This is a genomic window from Pseudomonas sp. C6002 (assembly GCF_013385805.1).
Taxonomy (GTDB): domain Bacteria; phylum Pseudomonadota; class Gammaproteobacteria; order Pseudomonadales; family Pseudomonadaceae; genus Aquipseudomonas.
This window is the reverse complement of the sequence record NZ_JACAPH010000021.1, coordinates 109,160-127,406: the sequence shown is the minus strand read 5'-3', so window position 1 is coordinate 127,406 and position 18,247 is coordinate 109,160. Positions and strand designations below refer to the sequence as shown.

Genomic DNA, 18,247 nt, shown 5'->3' with positions numbered 1-18,247 from the left:
AACATATATTTTCAGTAGTGCTGTGCTGCTCAGGCCAACTGGGCACACCGAGCTATCATAGTCGAAATGTTCGGCTTGGGAGCCCCCCCAAGGCATTGTTTGCTAATCAATCGCGTTGTGTTTCATGCCTTGGTTGGCTGAAAGCCCCGATCTACGGGGCTTTCAGGCGAAATATCAGCTGTTAAAAAAAGCCGTAAAAGCTGCGTAATTTGTGAGAAATGGCAGTTTTCATGGCGATTTCTGGTCCTTCAGCCGGTCTGGCAGGGTGTAAAAATTACTTTTTCTTCACGACTTTGCAGGACGAAATAGCCGTCACAGCTTTGGTCTTGAGCGCAGGATCTGCGTTCTGGTTGGTCATGAGTTCCTTGATTTCGGCACTGCTCAATTCGGCATTGATTTTGTCCGCGCCACATTCACAGTGGTCTTTGGCGGTTTTGGCATCAACACTTTGCTGGGCGGCTGCGCTGCAATCCTTGATGAAGCTGTCCCGCGCACCGGCAGGCCAGTTCGACGGGGCTGCGGCGTGCGCACCCAGGGACATGAGGGTCAGGGATGCAGCAAGGGCGAAAGTCGAGGTAAAACGCATAATCAAATGCTCCTGGAGTCGTGGACGAACGGCGATTCTCGGTGTGTTTGAGGGCTGCCGTACAGTTCAAGTTCACTTTTGCCCTTAAAAGCCGGGAATTTTCGTTTCGTGAAGCGGCTTCGGCGCCATGACCGTTCATCTGTGCTAGCATCCTCCGCTTGGCTATTTTCCGGCGCGCCCTATGCCGCCTTGCCAAGGTCTTTTTTGTTTAACTCCAGTCACTCTGGTTCGATTATCGGTTGGCCGAAAGGCTCCTGCCGCTGTAAGGCAGGCGTTCATCACTGAACGGCCTGGTATTGGATCTTGTACTGGCTCATCCCAACCCACGTGACCTTTGGTAGGGGTCACCACTAGGAGAGGAGGCGCCATGCCAACTATTACTCTTCCCGACGGCAGTCAACGTTCATTCGATCATTCGGTTTCCGTAGCCGAGGTCGCCGCATCCATTGGTGCCGGCCTGGCCAAGGCCACCGTGGCCGGCAAGGTCGACGGCAAGCTGGTTGACGCCAGCGACCTGATCACCGGCGATGCCAGCCTGCAAATCATCACGCCCAAGGATCAAGAGGGGCTGGAGATCATTCGCCACTCTTGCGCGCACCTGATTGGCCATGCGGTCAAGCAGCTGTACCCAACCGCGAAGATGGTCATCGGCCCGGTCATCGACGAAGGCTTCTATTACGACATCGCCTACGAGCGTCCTTTCACCCCGGACGACCTGGCGGCTATCGAACAGCGCATGCACGCGCTGATCGAAAAAGATTACGACGTCATCAAGAAAGTCACTCCGCGTGCCGAAGTGATCGACGTGTTCACCGCCCGCGGCGAAGACTACAAGCTGCGCCTGGTGGAAGACATGCCGGACGAGCAGGCCATGGGCCTGTATTACCACGAAGAATATGTCGACATGTGCCGTGGCCCGCACGTGCCGAACACACGCTTCCTCAAGTCGTTCAAGCTGACCAAGCTGTCCGGTGCCTACTGGCGCGGTGACGCGAAGAACGAACAGTTGCAGCGGATCTACGGCACTGCCTGGGCTGACAAGAAGCAGCTGGCGGCCTACATCCAGCGCATCGAAGAAGCCGAAAAACGCGACCATCGCAAGATCGGCAAGCGCCTGAACCTGTTCCACCTCCAGGAAGAAGCGCCGGGCATGGTGTTCTGGCACCCGAACGGCTGGACCCTGTACCAGGTGCTCGAGCAGTACATGCGCAAGGTTCAGCGCGACAACGGCTACCTGGAGATCAAGACGCCGCAAGTCGTTGACCGCAGCCTGTGGGAGAAATCCGGGCACTGGGCCAACTACGCCGACAACATGTTCACCACCCAGTCGGAAAACCGCGACTACGCCATCAAGCCGATGAACTGCCCGTGCCACGTACAGGTGTTCAACCAGGGCCTGAAGAGCTACCGCGAGTTGCCGATGCGCCTGGCCGAGTTCGGTGCCTGCCACCGTAACGAGCCATCGGGTGCACTGCACGGCATCATGCGCGTGCGCGGCTTCACTCAGGATGACGCCCACATCTTCTGCACCGAAGAGCAGATGCAGGCCGAATCCGCTGCATTCATCAAGCTGACCATGGACGTGTACCGCGATTTCGGTTTCACCGAAGTCGAGATGAAGCTGTCCACTCGTCCGGAAAAACGCGTCGGTTCCGACGAACTGTGGGATCGCGCCGAAGCTGCACTGGCCGCAGCGCTGGACAGTGCGGGGCTTGCGTACGACTTGCAGCCGGGCGAGGGCGCGTTCTACGGTCCGAAGATCGAGTTCTCGCTGAAAGATTGCCTTGGTCGCGTCTGGCAGTGTGGTACCCTGCAGCTCGATTTTAACCTGCCGATCCGTCTGGGAGCCGAATACGTCTCCGAAGACAACAGCCGTAAGCACCCGGTTATGCTGCACCGGGCGATCCTCGGCTCGTTCGAACGGTTCGTCGGGATCCTGATCGAGCACTACGAGGGTGCATTCCCTGCGTGGCTGGCTCCGACCCAGGCAGTGATCATGAATATCACTGATAAACAGGCAGATTTTGCCGCTGAAGTTGAAAAAACTCTCAATGAAAGCGGATTTCGTGCCAAGTCCGACTTGAGAAATGAAAAGATCGGCTTTAAAATCCGCGAGCATACTTTGCTCAAGGTTCCCTATCTTTTGGTTATCGGAGATCGGGAAGTCGAGATGCAGACTGTCGCTGTGCGTACTCGTGAAGGTGCTGACCTGGGCTCGATGCCCGTCGCCCAGTTCGCTGAGTTCCTCGCGCAAGCGGTTTCCCGGCGTGGTCGCCCAGATTCGGAGTAATTATTATTAAGCGTGAAATGAGACAAGATAAACGAGCTGCACCGAAAGCCCCGATCAACGAGAATATCTCGGCACGCGAGGTTCGGTTAATTGGCGCTGACGGCGAGCAGATTGGCATCGTCTCGATTGATGAAGCGCTTCGTATTGCTGAAGAGTCCAAATTGGACCTGGTGGAAATCTCCGCCGACGCAATCCCACCCGTTTGCCGGGTGATGGACTACGGCAAGTCGATCTTCGAGAAGAAGAAGCAGATTGCCGCGGCGAAGAAGAACCAGAAGCAGATTCAAGTAAAAGAAATCAAGTTTCGTCCAGGGACGGAGGAAGGGGATTACCAGGTAAAACTGCGCAACCTGGTACGTTTCCTGAGTGATGGGGACAGGGCCAAGGTATCCTTGCGATTCCGCGGCCGTGAGATGGCCCACCAGGAGCTGGGGATGGAACTCCTCAAGCGGGTTGAAGCTGACCTGCTCGAGTACGGTTCGGTCGAACAGCATCCTAAGATGGAAGGACGCCAGCTTATTATGGTCATCGCCCCGAAAAAGAAGAAGTAATCAATAGGGCACGGCAGGCCTTCTGATTATGTTTATCAACTGAATGCGGAGTACCGAACATGCCAAAGATGAAAACTAAAAGTGGTGCTGCTAAGCGGTTTCTGAAAACTGCTAACGGTATCAAGCACAAGCACGCTTTCAAGAGCCACATCCTGACTAAAATGTCGACCAAGCGTAAGCGTCAACTGCGCGGTAGCAGCTTGCTGCATCCGTCTGACGTGGCAAAAGTCGAGCGCATGCTGCGCCTTCGTTAATTTTAGTCAAGAATAGAGGAAGTAACTCATGGCTCGTGTAAAGCGTGGCGTCATGGCGCGTAAGCGCCACAAGAAAATTCTGAAACTTGCTAAAGGCTACTACGGCGCGCGTTCACGCGTATTCCGTGTTGCCAAGCAAGCGGTTATCAAGGCTGGCCAATACGCCTACCGTGACCGTCGTCAGAAAAAACGTCAGTTCCGCGCTCTGTGGATCGCTCGTATCAACGCTGGTGCACGTGTTAACGGTCTGTCCTACAGCCGTTTCATCGCTGGCCTGAAAAAAGCGTCCATCGAGATCGACCGTAAGGTTCTGGCTGATCTGGCAGTGAACGAAAAAGCGGCGTTTGCTGCGATTGTCGAGAAAGCTAAAGCCACCTTGGCTTAAGTACCCCCGACAGTCACCCTGGGTCGCTTCCGCGGCCCACGGTGTTAAACGTCTTAAATAGGGGAAGAGCCTTCAAGCTCTTCCCCTATTTTGTATCTGGAGTCTGTACATGGAAAACCTGGATGCGCTGGTCTCTCAAGCACTAGAGGCTGTGCAAAGCGCAGAAGATATCAATGCCCTGGAGCAAATCCGGGTTCACTACCTTGGCAAAAAGGGTGAATTGACTCAGGTGATGAAGACCCTGGGGAATTTGCCGGCTGAAGAGCGTCCGCAAGTCGGTGCGCTGATCAACGTGGCCAAGGAGCGTGTTACAGAGGTTCTCAATGCGCGCAAGGCGTCGCTCGAGGAGGCTGATCTTGCGGCCAAGCTCGCCGCCGAATCCATTGACGTGACCCTGCCTGGCCGTGGCCAGACCTCGGGCGGCCTGCATCCGATTACCCGGACTCTGGAACGTATCGAGCAGTTCTTCACCCACATCGGCTACGGCATTGCCGAAGGCCCTGAGGTTGAAGACGACTATCACAACTTCGAGGCGCTCAACATCCCAGGCCACCACCCGGCCCGGTCGATGCATGACACCTTCTATTTCAACGCGAACATGCTGCTGCGCACCCATACCTCGCCGGTACAGGTCCGCACCATGGAATCGCAGAAGCCGCCGATCCGCATCGTCTGCCCAGGCCGTGTGTATCGCAGCGACTCCGATATCACCCACTCGCCGATGTTCCACCAGGTCGAAGGCCTGCTGGTTGATCGCGACATCAACTTCGCCGACCTCAAAGGCACCATCGAAGAATTCCTGCGGGTGTTCTTCGAGAAGGAGCTGGCGGTACGTTTCCGTCCTTCATTCTTCCCGTTCACCGAGCCATCCGCTGAAGTCGATATGGAATGCGTGATGTGCAGCGGTAAAGGCTGCCGCGTCTGCAAACAGACCGGCTGGCTGGAAGTGATGGGTTGCGGCATGGTTCACCCCAACGTACTGCGCATGTCCGGGATCGACCCGGAAGAATTCTCGGGCTTTGCCTTCGGCATGGGCGTTGAACGTCTGGCCATGCTGCGTTACGGCGTGAACGACTTGCGTCTGTTCTTCGACAACGACTTGCGGTTCCTCGCGCAATTTCGCTAGTCGTAACGGATCTTTAGGAGAGCAGGATGAAATTCAGTGAACAATGGCTGCGTGGCTGGGTAAGCCCGCAGGTAAGTCGCGACGAGCTGGTTGCTCGTCTGTCGATGGCCGGCCTTGAGGTCGATAGCGTTACGCCGGCCGCCGGTGTTTTCAGTGGCGTGGTAGTGGGCGAGGTGCTGAGCACCGAGCAACACCCGGACGCTGACAAGTTGCGTGTGTGCCAGGTCAGCAACGGCGCGGAAACCTTCCAGGTCGTGTGCGGAGCGCCAAACGTGCGCCCGGGCCTGAAAATCCCGTTCGCCATGATCGGTGCCGAGCTGCCAGGCGACTTCAAGATCAAGAAGGCCAAGCTGCGTGGCGTTGAGTCCAACGGCATGCTGTGCTCCCAGGCGGAACTGCAGGTCGGTGAAGGCAACGATGGCCTGATGGAACTGCCGGCCGATGCGCCAGTGGGCCAGGACATCCGTGTCTACCTGGAACTGGAAGACGCCAGCATCGAGGTCGACCTGACCCCGAACCGCGGCGACTGCCTGTCGCTGGCGGGCCTGGCGCGTGAAGTCGGCGCACTGTACGCCGCGACCGTGACCCGCCCGGTGGTTGCAGCGGTACCTGCCGTGCACGACGAAGTGCGTTCGATCGAAGTGCTGGCCCCCAACGCCTGCCCACGTTACCTGGGTCGCGTGATCCGTAACGTCGACCTGTCCAAGCCAACCCCGCTGTGGATGGTTGAGCGCCTGCGCCGTTCCGAAGTGCGCAGCATCGACGCTGCCGTCGACATCACCAACTACGTGATGCTGGAACTGGGCCAACCGCTGCACGCCTTCGATCTCGCCGAAATCAACGGCGGCATCCGCGTGCGCATGGCCGAGGAAGGCGAGAAGCTGGTACTGCTCGACGGCCAGGAAGTCAGCCTGCGTGCCGACACCCTGGTGATCGCTGACCATTCCCGCGCCCTGGCGATTGCCGGCGTGATGGGGGGTGAGCACAGTGGCGTGTCCGCAACCACTCGCGACATCTTTCTCGAAAGCGCTTTCTTCGATCAGATCGCCATCGCTGGCAAGGCCCGTTCCTACGGCCTGCACACCGACGCCTCGCACCGCTACGAGCGTGGCGTGGACTGGCAGCTGGCCCGTGAAGCCATGGAGCGCGCCACTGGCCTGCTGCTGGAAATCACTGGCGGCGAAGCCGGCCCGATCATCGAAACCGTCAGCGAACAGCACCTGCCGTCGGTTGCACCGATCATCCTGCGCGCCAAGGCCGTTGAGCAAATGCTCGGCCTGGTGATCGAGCCGGTTGAAATCGAGCGCCTGCTGTCGGCACTCGGCCTCGGCATCTCGGCCGGTGAAGCAGGGCAGTGGCACGTAGAAGTGCCAAGCCATCGCTTCGATATCAGCCTGGAAGTCGACCTGATCGAAGAACTGGCCCGCCTGTACGGCTACAACCGCCTGCCGGTTCGTTACCCGCAAGCGCGCCTGGCGCCGCAGCCGAAAGCCGAAGCCCGTGCACACCTGCCGGAACTGCGTCGCCTGCTGGTTGCCCGTGGTTATCAGGAAGCGGTGACCTACAGCTTCATCGATCCAAAGCAATTCGAACTGTTCAACCCGGGTGTCGAGCCGCTGTTGCTGGCTAACCCGATCTCCAACGACATGGCCGCCATGCGCTCGTCGCTGTGGCCGGGTCTGGTTAAGGCGCTTTCCCACAACCTGAACCGTCAACAAGACCGCGTGCGCATGTTCGAAAGCGGGCTGCGTTTTGTCGGTCAGTTGGATGGCCTGAAGCAAGAGCCGATGCTGGCTGGCGTGGTTTGCGGCAGCCGTCTGCCGGAAGGCTGGGCACAAGGTCGCGACACCGTCGACTTCTTCGACGTCAAGGCCGATGTGGAAGCGGTGCTGGGCTTTGCCGGTGCGCTGGATGCCTTCACTTTCACCCCTGGCAAACACCCGGCGTTGCACCCGGGCCAGACCGCCCGTATCGAACGTGAAGGTCGCCTGGTGGGCTTCGTTGGCGCGATTCACCCGGAACTGTCGAAAACCTTGGGGCTGGACCGTCCAGTCTTCGTTTTTGAGCTAGTCTTGGCTAAAGTGGCCTCGGGCAAAATGCCTAAATTCAGCGAGTTGTCGCGTTTCCCTGAAGTACGACGTGATCTGGCGCTGATTGCCGATCAAGGTGTTGCGGCCAGTGCTGTTCTGGACGTAATCCGTGAAAATGCAGGGGAATGGCTGACAGACCTCAGGCTATTTGACGTCTATCAGGGTAAAGGCATTGATCCGCATAGAAAAAGCCTTGCAGTTGGCTTGACCTGGCAGCATCCATCGCGCACTCTTAATGACGATGAGGTGAATACGACGACGCAAAATATCCTCACCTCGCTCGAACAAAGGTTGAACGCCACGTTAAGGAAGTGACGTATGGGGGCTTTGACGAAAGCTGAGATGGCGGAACGTCTGTATGAAGAGCTGGGCCTGAACAAGCGCGAGGCCAAGGAATTGGTCGAGCTGTTCTTTGAAGAAATCAGGCACGCACTTGAAGACAACGAACAGGTCAAATTGTCCGGTTTCGGCAATTTTGACCTGCGGGACAAACGCCAGCGGCCTGGCCGCAATCCAAAAACGGGAGAAGAAATCCCGATCACGGCTCGCCGTGTGGTCACCTTTCGTCCAGGGCAGAAGTTGAAGGCCCGAGTTGAGGCTTATGCTGGAACCAAGTCATAACGACGAGCTGCCCGTCATCCCAGGCAAACGCTACTTCACCATTGGTGAAGTCAGCGAGCTCTGTGCGGTAAAGCCGCACGTGCTGCGCTATTGGGAGCAGGAGTTTCCTCAACTCAACCCCGTCAAACGCACCGGGAACCGTCGGTATTATCAGCGCCAGGATGTGCTGATGATCCGACAGATCCGTGCGTTGCTGTACGACCAGGGGTTCACCATCAGCGGCGCGCGCCAGCGTATGTCCGGTGATGAAGCCAAAGACGACACCACCCAATACAAGCAAATGATCCGCCAGATGATCTCCGAACTGGAAGATGTGCTGGTGGTTTTGAAGAAGTAATTCCGGCTTTTAAAATACTTCCACATTTCAAAAGCTTGCGGTATATTCCTGATCGCTTCGTTGCGAAGCGAACCCAGTAACACGCCTAGTCGGGGCGTAGCGCAGTCCGGTAGCGCACTAGCATGGGGTGCTAGGGGTCGAGTGTTCGAATCACTCCGTCCCGACCATATAATTCAATGACTTAGGCCAATGTTCACAGCATTGGCCTTTTTCATGTGCGTGACTTTTGCGTGACTTGTCGTTTTCTCACGCCTGCTTCCTCTTCAAAATTGTCAGAACCGGCCCTCGGGAATCGGTTGCTGATACCATGTTCGCAGCTTCGATCAGATGCCCGAGTTCAGCGCCCGAGTAGTGGCTGGTGATGCTGCCGTTCTTGTGCCCCAAAAGGGCCTTGCGATCTTCTTCGGTTACGCCTGCTGCACGCAGGCGGCGGCCAAATGTGTGCTTGAGGTCGTGAATCCTTATGGATGCATAACCTGGGTGAGCGGGGCGAAGGTTTTCCTCCTGCCAGAGTTTCGCCGCTCTCACCCGCGCCTTCTTCCAGGCCGAATCGTTCATACGGTGCATCGCGGTACCGTTGTAAGGGAAAACCCATTCCTTGCTGATACCGCGCTGCTTTTCAATGATCGACCTGGCCACGCTATTCAGCACCACCAGCCTCTCGTCACCGTTCTTGACGCCGGAGCGCTCATGCCGGCCACCGAAGTCGGCCGGTATCAGAAATACGCTGGTGCCCAGTTCCGGTACCGCGATCTCCCAATCCCACCTCAGCTTGCAAACCTCCTGCTCCCGCGTCCCAGTGTTCACTTTGAACAGCGCCATCGTTTGCAGGTGGGCCGGCAACTCTCCAAAAAGAATCGATTGCTCCGGCCACGACATTGGGTACGGCTTGCGGCTCGATTTCTTCTCTTCCAGTTTCGTGAGCATCGGCACGCTATCCAGCCACGGCCTACGCTCATCATCTCGCCACTTCCTGGCACACAACGACAAAACCCGAACCACACGCTCGATCGAGATATTCACCGTTCTGTTGCTGACACCTTTCTTCACCTTTCCGCATTCCAGCTTCTTTGTCGCCAGCCTGTCCTTGATGAAAGGCACAAGGGCCTGGTCATCAATGTGGGTCAGCGGCATGTCGCCAATGAAAGGGTCCAGCTGTGAAAGGTGATGGGCGGATAGCTTGATTGACGGCTGGTCTTTGAACTCCAGCAAGAAGCGAGTCGCCGCCTCCCGCCAGATCCTCACCTTCTTTACTCCATACACCTTCTGTTGCCGAATCTGCTCAAGCCGGTAGATCAAGTAGCGCTCCGCTTCCTCCCGGTCACCAGTTCCAGTGCTTTCGTAAAGTCGTTCTCCGTTGATTTTCTTGTCGATGTGCCAGATACCTTTCCGCTGAGAGAGGCCTGTGATCGATTTTCGCGCCATGATTTATCTCCTTTCTGGCGCTCGCTGCGGGGCGATTGTTGCTCCGTTGCGCCTTTTTTATCAATCGACTTTGCCTCGACGTACGCCGTTGCCCAGTCGTCAAGCTCCTGCCGATCGAACCCTACGCCGCGGCCGCCAATGGGAAATTCGCTGACGTAAGGCCTGACGGTTTCGTCGAAAATTGCGCGACACATACCTAAATAGCCTGGCGCTTCCTTTGCTCGTATGAATCGGGGTATCAGTTGCTGTGCCCCCATAGCTACCTCCCGCCGGCCGCTGTGGGTCGCGCCGTCTTGATGATGTGAATTACCAGGCTGAAGGTGATCAGCATCCAGCCGCAGGTGCCGGCGAAGGCGTAGAGGATGTCGGCTGTGTCGCCGTCCGCCAGAAGGCGTGGGCCGAGCCAAAAGAACCAGCCGGCGCTGGCGAACGCATACAGCAAAGCGCCCAGCAGGATCAGGGTGAGTTTGATTGCGAACATGTGGTGTCCTTGCCGCGCTGGGCGGCAGAAGGTGGGTTAGTTGGTACGTTTGCCGTCGGCGCCGAGGCGGTAGTAATTGCGGCAGTTGCAGCGCGGGCATACGAGGTCGCGAACACCTTTGAGCCAACTGCTCGGCACGCTCTTGCGATCGCTGTGAAGGTGCTTGTTCCGGCAGCGGGTACACTGCACTTGGCTTTCTTCGTCCACGGGAATACCTCGCCCGCCGCTCACCGGCAGGCATGTAGGGGAATGGAGTAATGGCTTTTTGCTCGGGTTTCTCAACCCTTTGGATGGGTGTACAACAGGTGTTCGATTCGTTGCGCCTGTGGGAGGACGCGTGTCACATAATCTGGATGTGCCGATTGCTCATGAGTACCGAGGTCACACGGTATTCCTCAAGTTCGTCTGGAAAAGGCCGAACGACCCGGTGCCTACATCCGCGACAATCATCGAGCCCGTGGACATACACGGAATGGGTGAAGTCGCTGCTGAGCTTTCAGGGCCGTGGGCCGATTACCCAGCCGCATTGGACGAAGCAATGACAGCGGCAGAGCGCTGGGTTGATAGTCAGCTTCCGTGATTCCTCCCGCCGCTCACCGGCAGGCATGTAGGGGGATTGGGGTTAGGCTGCTGGGTGTTGCGCTGTGTCGCGGAAGACATCCATCTGCGCCGCGCCGTCGAGCCAGGCTGCTGCGATACGCCGCTCAGCCATTGCGGCATATTCCGGGTTCAGTTCGCACAGGATTGATCTGCGGCCTTCCTGCATGGCGACCACCGCCGTCGTACCGGCACCGCCGAAAGGGTCAAGCACGATGCCGCCGAGTGGCGCGCCGGCCAGGACGCATGGGCGAATCAGGTCAGGCGGGAAGGTGGCGAAGTGTGCGCCCTTGAAACTGTGCGTCGGCACAGTCCATACGCTGCGTTTATTTCGCTCGGTGGGCATAACGGCGAGGGCTGAGTTCATCGAATCGTTGTCCTTGATTCGCCCCCGCGCTCTTTCTTCACTGTCGGTACCGTGACCCCAGCCCACGCCGTTTGACTTCCTAGCCACCGCCTTCATGTTACCGTTGCTCTTGGCCCCGCCGTTGGCGCGCTCACTCCCGATCTGCGAGAGAACGTCTTGTGAGAGGCGGTTGTGGGTGTTGGGTGAGCATGGTTCAAGGATTGGCGCCTGGTCGTAGTAGTACTTCGCCGACTTGCTCAGCAAAAAAATGTACTCGTGGGCCTTAGTGCAGCGGTCGCGGACACTCTCCGGCATTGGATTTGGCTTATGCCAAATGATGTCTTGGCGCAGATACCAGCCATCGTCCTGCAGGGCAAAGGCCAAGCGCCAGGGCATTCCCATCATGTCCTTGGACTTGAACCCAGGTACGGCGTAGTCACTGCGCGGAACGCTTTCATTATCCCTACGGCGGGAGGCAACGGTGCGGCGGGCCTTGGCGGCTGTAACGCTTTCATCGCGCCCGACGCCGGTAATTGACTGACTGTTGCCACCGCAGCGGGAGCCGGCATAGCTATCACCCATATTCACCCAGGCCGTTCCGTCGTCGCGGAGTACTCGACGCACCTCGCGGAACACATCCACCAATCGCGCGATAAATTCGGCAGGCGTTTCCTCCAGGCCGATCTGGCCCTCGACACCGTAGTCCCGCAAGCCGTAGTAGGGCGGGCTGGTAACGCACATTTGAACCGATTTATCCGGTAGCGTCCGCATCGACTCAATGCAGTCGCCGATCAAAACGCGATGCTGTTTCATGGCCTGGGCCCCTTGTAGATGAAGACGTAGGCGAACCTGAGGGGGGCGATCATGGCTGCTGCTCCTTTTCGAAGTGGAACACCACCGGCGCTCCGGTCTCGGCAATCAGTCCGTAGGACTTGGCCAGACGGTAGATGGAGTGGTAGCTGTTGAGGGAGTTGATGTGCCCGGTGCTCCAGGCCCGCCAGCCCTCCAGCGTCTGCCGGCCCTTGCTGATGTTGCAGGGCGCACAGGCCGGCATCATGTTGTCGAGGTTGTGATTCTCGGCCTGCTCGGCCACGCGCTCATCACTGACCCTGATGACTGGCTCTCGGTGGTCGGCGTGCCACCGGTCACCCAGCAGCACCCCGCAGTAGGCGCAGTGCCCGCCGTACTTCAGGCGCACTTGCTCGCGCTCAGCTTTCTTTAGGCGCATTTATCACTCCGTACCCATCAGGTAGGTGGGCTCAGTTGCTTCGGCCAACCAGTCGCGAAGGCACCCACATTCAGCGTGCGGCGGATCCTCGTCCGTCCACTGCCGATCAAGCATGGTTTCGCTGGTCAACTCGACGTCCCAGTCTGCGTAGTCGGTAGGGTCATCGCCGTTCATCTCAGCCAGCACACGCCGCGCTTCGTCTTCGCTGGTTGCCGCTACCCAGTCTTGATCGCCGACGCTGTAGCAGCGCAGATCAGGGCGTGCAGGTTGGGAGCCGTTCAGTTCGAACTCAGTGCTTTGGTTTTCAGTGGTCATGACTTCGTCCTTGCCGCTATAGCGGCAATCTTGGTTAAATGGATCAATAAGTAGCGATTTTGTATGGGCGGGTAATCAGTTTGAAATGGAGGGGTTATGATTTTTGGAGAAGATCGAAGAAAGATAACTAAATTTATTGATGAGTTTAAGAGTGAGTCAGATCGTGGTTGTGCGGTGCTTGTTCTTTGTGTGTTGGAAGATTTATTGATTGAAACGGTAAAGCATCGCCTACCTGTGTGTAGCAATGAAGAACTTCGGTCCATTGCGCCGTTTGGCAGGCTCTCAACCACTGTGAGCAATGCTTTCCTAATAGGCGCTATCTCTAGAAGAGAGCGTGATGAGTTTTCTCGCCTGATAAAAATCAGGAACAAATTTGCTCACAAGGCGCTCGAAGGGCTTAGCTTCTCTCATCCTGACATAATTGATATGTGTAAAAAACTTGAGCTTGCAGATGTGTTTGATGAGTTTAAGTCTGATGTTCCCCGTATTAGGTTCAATGTTTCTGCTTTGATAGTTTATAGCTCTCTTCACACATCTCTAGGTGCTTTAGATAAGTTAGGTGAGTTAGAAGCCAGAAAGCATGTGCTTCAATCCTATTCTGATTTTGAAGAGCAATAATCAACCTCTTCTAATTTGTTGATGTCTGCTAACCCTGATTCGGTCCGGGCGGTTTTTATGGCTTATGCCGCGCGCGCCTGGCGATCTTCTGAGCGCCATGGGTCGTTGGCCCGAGCCAGCGCTGCCATCGGCGGCGGGCTGACACTGTTGCCGCACATGTGCACCTGTTGGGTCTTGGTGAACGGCTTTCCGTCCGCGCCGTGGGTGATGATGTAGTCGGCAGGGAAGCCCTGGGCCTTGTACAGCTCGGACGGCTTCAGCATCCGCAAGCAGATGTCGACGATCACATAGGGCGTACCCTTGACCATCACGGTGACCATTGCCAGGCGGTCCTTGGTGGTGATAGTCGGCGCCGGAGAGTCGCAAGCGCTGATGTTCTCGGTGCCGTAGTAGCTGATCAGGAAGGCGGCGACACGCAGGGCGCCGGCTTCATGCTCTGGCGAAAGGGTGAGCGACACCAGTGAGCTCTTGCCGCCACCACCGGCAGTGATGGTCGGCGCTGGTTCTTCCAGGCCCTGGCCAATGCTGCCGCCGAATGCCCGCTCCATGAATGCGCTGACCAACCCGTGGTGCTGGCCGCTGGCGCTGATGGTGTGCAGCGGGTCGTTTACGTCCCGTGCATCGCAGTTGCCACGCAAGTGCACCAGGTTCGCCGCCACCAGCTGCTGCTGGCTGCCGGTGTTGGTCACAGTGGTCATCGGGTCTTCGATGCTCTTGGCGACGGTGGTGTTGAAGCCGCCATTCATCTGGGCCATGAAGGCGGTGGCCACCGCGCGGTGACTGCGTGTCATGAGCGTACCGACTGGCTGATCTGCTGTAACTGGGTGACCGGCATACACCGGCCCACCAGCACCCACCAGAATTGAGCTGGTCAGTGCGTGCTTAACGCCGCCGGCTACCACCGTTCCCAGCGGTTGGTCCAGGCCTGGCACTCGCGGCTCCTGCTCGGGGCGCTCACCGTAGCCCGACTGAATCAACGTAGGACTGATCAGCGTCAGCTCGCCGCGGTTCGCGCAGGTCACAGTGGGCAGCGGTTCAAGCGGGTCATTGATTCGGTCGCTGCCCTGGTGGGTAGCCGGGGCAATGATAGGGCTGACCACCGAGAAGGCGCCGCCCTTTGGGTAGGAGGTGATCGTGCGCAGCGGCTCTTCGGCTGACTGCACTGCCTCGCCGGACCAGTTGGCAATCGGGACAATGAACGGCGCCGGGTTGTCGATGACAAACTTCTTCATGCCCTTGGCAACGCGGCGTAGGGTGGCCGGCGCCAAGTCTTTCTTGCGGCCGAATATGCTTTTGCCCAGATCAGTGAAGTCGATGCAGTCGGCGGCGGTCTTCCACTTCTGCTGGCCCTTGGTGGGGTTCTTGGCGTGGGTTGGCTCGGGCCACACGATTGGCTGACCGTCGCACCGGGCAATCATGAACAGGCGTTCCCGGCTGGTCGGCGCGCCGAAGTCGCAGGCCTTGATGACCTTCCATTCAACGACGTAGCCCATGCCTTCCAGCAGGGCCACGAAACGGCGCCAAGTACGGCCGCGCTGTTTCGGGTCAGGGATTAGGAACTGCTGGCCCACCGGTACAACCTCACCAGGTGCCGCCACGTCGCCGCCGAGTTTCACCACGCGGCCGGTGACCTTGTCGCGCTTGGCGATCAGCCGGCCCCACTGAAGGATCTGCTTCACGTTCTCCAGACTGATCACCCGGGGCCGCTTCATGCCCGCCCACTTAAGGCCGATCCACGAAAGGTTGCGGATCTCGCGCTTGCGCGGCTGGCCTCCGGCAGCCTGGCTGTGGTGGGTGCAGTCCGGCGACATGTGGAACCAGCCGACGGCCTTGCCACCGCACTCGGTGTCCGGGTCACCATCGAATACGTCGGTGGTGAAGTGCTGGGCACCCGGGTGGTTCATGGTGTGCATGCTGATTGCCTGGGGGCTGTGGTTCTTCGCCACGTTCACCGCGCGGCCCAGGCCGATCTCCAGGCCGGTACCGGCACCACCACCACCGCAGAAGAAGTCGACAACGATCTCATCGTCCTGAGGGTTGAAGCCGAGTCCGTATTGGGTTTTGAAATCGAAGGGGTGTTTCTTCTGTTGTGCGGACATAGAGGATCCTTATTGGTATATTTGACCGAATTGATTTCACGGGGGGCGTTATGATTTGCGCACTTTGCAGGGAAGAAAAAGGCAAGCTTATCGATAGCCATTTTATGCCAGCGGCTGCCTATCCTCATGTTCGAGGAACCGAAGAAACTGGTAGTGGACCACCCGTATTAATTAACTTACGAAGAAAAAGCGCGATCCAAACAGATAGGCAAATTAAGCGTCCGCTGCTTTGTTCTGAGTGTGAAGACCTTTTTTCAAAAAATGGGGAACGGAGGATGGGTCACCTTTGGGCTACTGCCTCCGGGTTTCCTTTACTAGACATGCTAAATTCTGAGGCAGCAATTTCTAAAGGTGAAAGATTCGATATTTACGACAGTCGTTTGTTGGAAGTAGGTGTTGTGGACTCAATCTTCTACTTTGCAATGAGTATATTTTGGAGGGCGCAGGTCTGGGATTGGGGCCATGATGGGGATGCCTATAATCGTGCGCTTGGGCAGCATTATGAATCCAAGTTCAGGAGTTTTTTGTTAGGAAAAACAGAATTGAATAACGTGTTGTTGTTCGTCAATGTGAACTCTGACTTAGATACCTCAGCTATTATGACGTTTCCTAGGTCAGGGAGAATCGGCTCAGATCGGATTCATTCTTTTAGTCTGCTGGGCTTGAATTTCGATATGTATGTCGGCCGAAAAATTAGTTCTGTGACTCGAACTCCTTTTGAATTTCATGATACGCAAATCATGTTTGTTTCTTCTGATCTGAAAAAGTCCGCTGCATTTAAGAAATTGGCATGCAGAGTTCGAACAGAAGTAGAGGCGAAGGGGAAGTTGAAAGCCAACCCAACGAATAAATTCAATCATTCACAAAGACCATAAGCAGATGAACAGCTGTTCTGGCTATCGGTGCGCGCGATCAGGTCGACCATGTCGAACTGGCGGCCGCCGCGCGCGGTGTTGCTCCAATCGACTATTCGGTCAATGCCATGCGTTACGGCGTTCACCTTGTCATCCGATCTGACGGTGGGGTCTGTGACGGTGGCGAAGAACGTTGCCGCTCCACGCTTGCTGGCAATGCTCACCAGTCGCTCCCATTCGCGCACCCGGTCAACTTCCTCTGGCCACCTGGCTGCGATTTGTCGGAGCTCGTCTTTCGCGCACATGATGCAGGGCATGCAGCCGACGCGATTGCAGCCTTGCAGGTACAGCGGATTGGGTTTGATGCCGGCGGCCCGGTGAGCCTCGAAGACGGAGTCAACCGTCCACTTCAAGATGGGCCGGTAGTTGAACAGGCCGCCCCCAACCTCGTCGCACTCAGGCAAGTACTTGCGGGCCGGCGACTCATCGGCACGTACACCCTGCCAGGATAGCAGCATGTTTTCGCCGTCCATCAGCGGTAGGTAGATCTGCTCGATGATCGGGTTGCGCTTGAGTTCGTCGGTGCAGAAGCGCGCCTTGGTGCTGGGGAATCGGCCTTTCCACAGGCACAAGTCCAGGAACGGGTTGCCGGTAGGGTGGAGTACTTCCAGAGCACCCAGCACCACCGATTCCGGCACACCCTTTTCGCGCCACTTGGTCTCGATGAATTTTCGCTTACCGGCGATCTGCCTGGAGAAGTCTGCCTTCACCCAGCGGATGGGAACACCAGTGGCTTCAGCCAGGTAGTGGATGTAGTCGTACGTCTCTGGATGCTCATGCCCGGTGTCAGCCACTACAGCGCTGAGGTTTGGCACCTCCAGCTCCCTGGCGACCAGCAGCATAGCCGTGCTGTCTTTACCGCCGCTCATGCTGACGATGTTGTGAGTAGGCATAGGGGATCCTCGCCGGGTATATTTGCCGGTTGGTAGTCACGGTGGAGATTTAAGATGCTGAATGATTGCGGAATAAGACTGTTGAAGCCCTGGCTTTCAGTACAGAACGTATTGTTGGTCTGCGCGTTGATTTTTACTGTTGCTCTTTTGAAGCCAGGAAGCAGTGAGCTTGCTAGTTGGGTTCAGGCAATAGGATCAATTGCCGCTATCATCGGCGCCACATACATTGCGGGAGAGCAACGGCGCCAGAAAATAGAAGATGATGCCAAAGAGAAAGATCAATATTTGATTAAAGCATTTGGAATCGCCGAGATATGCTTTGGCTTGATCGAGCGTATAAGCCGTATCGCGCATTCAGGGGGGATGTATGACCCGAGGGAGCTGCTTCCAAGAGCAATAACAACATTGTCTGACTGCCAGTTGATGCTTGCTGCAGTTGACGCACTCAGGTTTGAGATGCCAGAGCACACGTCTGCTTTCGTAGAGATAAGATTTAACGCTTCCATCGTTAAAGGTTTGTGGGAACAGGTAGTTGCTGGCGGTGATTATAACGCTGGCCTTAACCAGCTTAACCTGGATTCGAGCGTTGAGGCGTGTAAGGAAGCTATTCAAACAATGCGATCTTATTTGTACCCCGTTGAGATTATCTAGCAGCGGACGGAGGCGCCCGAATTAAGCGCGGCATAGTGCAGGCACTCTTCTTCGCTCAAAGCACTTGCAGAGATGCTCATAGATTGTCTCCAAGCATGCGTCTGCGTAGCCGGCTGGCGTGATTCGTTGATATGGGGTATTACGGGTGACCGGCATGGAGCCGGATCAAGGAGAAATACGATGAGTCACAAAACTGGAATCGTTTTTACTGTCAAGGAAGCAGCCGATGGCGCGCCCTATCTGCACATGGAGTTCCACGATCAGATCCCGGGCCTTCAAGATGAACCGCCAGCTTTTGACTTAAAGCCAGGAACCGATTTGGCGCAGGCAAAAGAGATCGCGAAGTACCTGAATGAAAATCTCACCTCGTATCGCCCTTTCCCTTCTCGGCCAACTCACGGATTTCAGACTTTCGTAAGGTAGTGCCGTCCTCCGTTAGC

The 18,247-nt window shown here is 56.8% G+C and carries 20 protein-coding genes and 1 tRNA gene; 13 read left to right on the top strand and 8 right to left on the bottom strand.

Annotated elements, in window-relative coordinates; translation table 11 throughout:
- Positions 1-274 precede the first annotated feature (274 nt).
- Positions 275-589: a hypothetical protein gene (locus HX817_RS14460; protein WP_080673250.1), complete on the bottom strand. Its 315-nt coding sequence runs from the start codon at positions 587-589 to the stop codon at positions 275-277.
- Positions 590-953: 364 nt separating this feature from the next.
- Between HX817_RS14460 and thrS the strand changes: the two genes are divergently transcribed.
- From thrS to HX817_RS14415, 9 genes are all read left to right on the top strand, one after another.
- Complete coding sequence (thrS, locus tag HX817_RS14455; RefSeq protein WP_003219944.1) at positions 954-2,876, top strand: threonine--tRNA ligase; 1,923 nt, start codon at positions 954-956, stop codon at positions 2,874-2,876.
- Positions 2,876-3,427: a translation initiation factor IF-3 gene (gene infC / locus HX817_RS14450; RefSeq protein WP_169875357.1), complete on the top strand. Its 552-nt coding sequence runs from the start codon at positions 2,876-2,878 to the stop codon at positions 3,425-3,427. Before thrS ends, infC begins: the two co-directional genes overlap by 1 nt.
- A gap of 59 nt (positions 3,428-3,486) precedes the next feature.
- Positions 3,487-3,681, top strand: a complete 195-nt coding sequence (gene rpmI, locus HX817_RS14445; protein ID WP_002553160.1) for a 50S ribosomal protein L35 — start codon at positions 3,487-3,489, stop codon at positions 3,679-3,681.
- A gap of 28 nt (positions 3,682-3,709) precedes the next feature.
- Positions 3,710-4,066, top strand: a complete 357-nt coding sequence (gene rplT, locus HX817_RS14440) for a 50S ribosomal protein L20 (RefSeq protein ID WP_003219940.1) — start codon at positions 3,710-3,712, stop codon at positions 4,064-4,066.
- A gap of 109 nt (positions 4,067-4,175) precedes the next feature.
- The gene (gene pheS / locus HX817_RS14435; protein ID WP_003219939.1) at positions 4,176-5,192 is read left to right on the top strand and encodes a phenylalanine--tRNA ligase subunit alpha; all 1,017 of its coding nucleotides are present in this window, start codon (positions 4,176-4,178) and stop codon (positions 5,190-5,192) included.
- Between the two features lie 26 nt (positions 5,193-5,218).
- The gene (gene pheT / locus HX817_RS14430) at positions 5,219-7,597 is read left to right on the top strand and encodes a phenylalanine--tRNA ligase subunit beta (protein ID WP_177040465.1); all 2,379 of its coding nucleotides are present in this window, start codon (positions 5,219-5,221) and stop codon (positions 7,595-7,597) included.
- A gap of 3 nt (positions 7,598-7,600) precedes the next feature.
- Positions 7,601-7,903 (top strand): integration host factor subunit alpha, encoded by a 303-nt coding sequence (gene ihfA, locus HX817_RS14425; protein WP_002553164.1) that lies wholly within the window; start codon positions 7,601-7,603, stop codon positions 7,901-7,903.
- Entirely contained in the window at positions 7,884-8,240 is a 357-nt protein-coding gene (locus HX817_RS14420) for a MerR family transcriptional regulator (protein WP_003219935.1), read from the top strand. The genes ihfA and HX817_RS14420 overlap by 20 nt, the downstream gene beginning before the upstream one ends.
- A 90-nt stretch (positions 8,241-8,330) precedes the next feature.
- Positions 8,331-8,407, top strand: a tRNA-Pro gene (locus tag HX817_RS14415).
- A 79-nt stretch (positions 8,408-8,486) separates the two neighbouring features.
- On the opposite strand, the gene HX817_RS14410 is transcribed toward HX817_RS14415, so the two are convergent.
- The 5 genes from HX817_RS14410 to HX817_RS14390 all read right to left on the bottom strand — a co-directional run bounded on the left by HX817_RS14410 (position 8,487) and on the right by HX817_RS14390 (position 12,632).
- Complete coding sequence (locus tag HX817_RS14410) at positions 8,487-9,665, bottom strand: tyrosine-type recombinase/integrase (RefSeq protein WP_106118489.1); 1,179 nt, start codon at positions 9,663-9,665, stop codon at positions 8,487-8,489.
- 259 nt (positions 9,666-9,924) lie between these two features.
- On the bottom strand, positions 9,925-10,146 hold the full coding sequence (locus HX817_RS14405; protein WP_177040464.1) for a hypothetical protein: 222 nt from the start codon (positions 10,144-10,146) through the stop codon (positions 9,925-9,927).
- 622 nt (positions 10,147-10,768) lie between these two features.
- Entirely contained in the window at positions 10,769-11,902 is a 1,134-nt protein-coding gene (locus HX817_RS14400; RefSeq protein ID WP_177040463.1) for a site-specific DNA-methyltransferase, read from the bottom strand.
- Positions 11,903-11,951: 49 nt separating this feature from the next.
- Positions 11,952-12,317 carry an HNH endonuclease gene (locus tag HX817_RS14395; RefSeq protein WP_177040462.1) on the bottom strand — a complete coding sequence of 122 codons (366 nt, stop codon included), beginning with the start codon at positions 12,315-12,317 and terminating at the stop codon, positions 11,952-11,954.
- A gap of 3 nt (positions 12,318-12,320) precedes the next feature.
- On the bottom strand, positions 12,321-12,632 hold the full coding sequence (locus tag HX817_RS14390) for a hypothetical protein (protein ID WP_177040461.1): 312 nt from the start codon (positions 12,630-12,632) through the stop codon (positions 12,321-12,323).
- 96 nt (positions 12,633-12,728) lie between these two features.
- Between HX817_RS14390 and HX817_RS14385 the strand changes: the two genes are divergently transcribed.
- A complete protein-coding gene (locus HX817_RS14385) occupies positions 12,729-13,250 on the top strand; it encodes a hypothetical protein (RefSeq protein ID WP_177040460.1) in 522 nt (173 codons plus the stop codon).
- 62 nt (positions 13,251-13,312) lie between these two features.
- Here the strand turns inward: HX817_RS14385 and HX817_RS14380 are convergent, their stop codons facing one another.
- On the bottom strand, positions 13,313-15,349 hold the full coding sequence (locus HX817_RS14380) for a DNA cytosine methyltransferase (RefSeq protein ID WP_177040459.1): 2,037 nt from the start codon (positions 15,347-15,349) through the stop codon (positions 13,313-13,315).
- Between the two features lie 50 nt (positions 15,350-15,399).
- On the opposite strand from HX817_RS14380, the gene HX817_RS14375 reads away from it, so the two are divergent.
- Positions 15,400-16,224 (top strand): hypothetical protein, encoded by an 825-nt coding sequence (locus HX817_RS14375; protein ID WP_177040458.1) that lies wholly within the window; start codon positions 15,400-15,402, stop codon positions 16,222-16,224.
- Here the strand turns inward: HX817_RS14375 and HX817_RS14370 are convergent.
- Positions 16,206-17,156, bottom strand: coding sequence for a phosphoadenosine phosphosulfate reductase family protein (locus HX817_RS14370; RefSeq protein ID WP_177040457.1), 951 nt, complete (start codon positions 17,154-17,156; stop codon positions 16,206-16,208). The genes HX817_RS14375 and HX817_RS14370 overlap by 19 nt on opposite strands.
- Before the next feature lie 54 nt (positions 17,157-17,210).
- Between HX817_RS14370 and HX817_RS14365 the strand changes: the two genes are divergently transcribed.
- Both HX817_RS14365 and HX817_RS14360 read left to right on the top strand, forming a co-directional pair.
- Positions 17,211-17,807: a hypothetical protein gene (locus HX817_RS14365; RefSeq protein ID WP_177040456.1), complete on the top strand. Its 597-nt coding sequence runs from the start codon at positions 17,211-17,213 to the stop codon at positions 17,805-17,807.
- Between the two features lie 180 nt (positions 17,808-17,987).
- Positions 17,988-18,230: a hypothetical protein gene (locus tag HX817_RS14360; RefSeq protein ID WP_177040455.1), complete on the top strand. Its 243-nt coding sequence runs from the start codon at positions 17,988-17,990 to the stop codon at positions 18,228-18,230.
- Positions 18,231-18,247: the final 17 nt, after the last annotated feature.

Coding starts and splice junctions, on each gene's coding strand:
- thrS (WP_003219944.1), top strand. CDS start 954: ATGCCAACTATTACTCTTCCCGACGGCAGTCAACGTTCATTCGATCAT.
- rpmI (WP_002553160.1), top strand. CDS start 3,487: ATGCCAAAGATGAAAACTAAAAGTGGTGCTGCTAAGCGGTTTCTGAAA.
- rplT (WP_003219940.1), top strand. CDS start 3,710: ATGGCTCGTGTAAAGCGTGGCGTCATGGCGCGTAAGCGCCACAAGAAA.
- pheS (WP_003219939.1), top strand. CDS start 4,176: ATGGAAAACCTGGATGCGCTGGTCTCTCAAGCACTAGAGGCTGTGCAA.
- pheT (WP_177040465.1), top strand. CDS start 5,219: ATGAAATTCAGTGAACAATGGCTGCGTGGCTGGGTAAGCCCGCAGGTA.
- ihfA (WP_002553164.1), top strand. CDS start 7,601: ATGGGGGCTTTGACGAAAGCTGAGATGGCGGAACGTCTGTATGAAGAG.
- HX817_RS14420 (WP_003219935.1), top strand. CDS start 7,884: ATGCTGGAACCAAGTCATAACGACGAGCTGCCCGTCATCCCAGGCAAA.
- HX817_RS14410 (WP_106118489.1), bottom strand. CDS start 9,665: ATGGCGCGAAAATCGATCACAGGCCTCTCTCAGCGGAAAGGTATCTGG.
- HX817_RS14405 (WP_177040464.1), bottom strand. CDS start 10,146: ATGTTCGCAATCAAACTCACCCTGATCCTGCTGGGCGCTTTGCTGTAT.
- HX817_RS14400 (WP_177040463.1), bottom strand. CDS start 11,902: ATGAAACAGCATCGCGTTTTGATCGGCGACTGCATTGAGTCGATGCGG.
- HX817_RS14395 (WP_177040462.1), bottom strand. CDS start 12,317: ATGCGCCTAAAGAAAGCTGAGCGCGAGCAAGTGCGCCTGAAGTACGGC.
- HX817_RS14390 (WP_177040461.1), bottom strand. CDS start 12,632: ATGACCACTGAAAACCAAAGCACTGAGTTCGAACTGAACGGCTCCCAA.
- HX817_RS14385 (WP_177040460.1), top strand. CDS start 12,729: ATGATTTTTGGAGAAGATCGAAGAAAGATAACTAAATTTATTGATGAG.
- HX817_RS14380 (WP_177040459.1), bottom strand. CDS start 15,349: ATGTCCGCACAACAGAAGAAACACCCCTTCGATTTCAAAACCCAATAC.
- HX817_RS14375 (WP_177040458.1), top strand. CDS start 15,400: ATGATTTGCGCACTTTGCAGGGAAGAAAAAGGCAAGCTTATCGATAGC.
- HX817_RS14370 (WP_177040457.1), bottom strand. CDS start 17,156: ATGCCTACTCACAACATCGTCAGCATGAGCGGCGGTAAAGACAGCACG.
- HX817_RS14365 (WP_177040456.1), top strand. CDS start 17,211: ATGCTGAATGATTGCGGAATAAGACTGTTGAAGCCCTGGCTTTCAGTA.
- HX817_RS14360 (WP_177040455.1), top strand. CDS start 17,988: ATGAGTCACAAAACTGGAATCGTTTTTACTGTCAAGGAAGCAGCCGAT.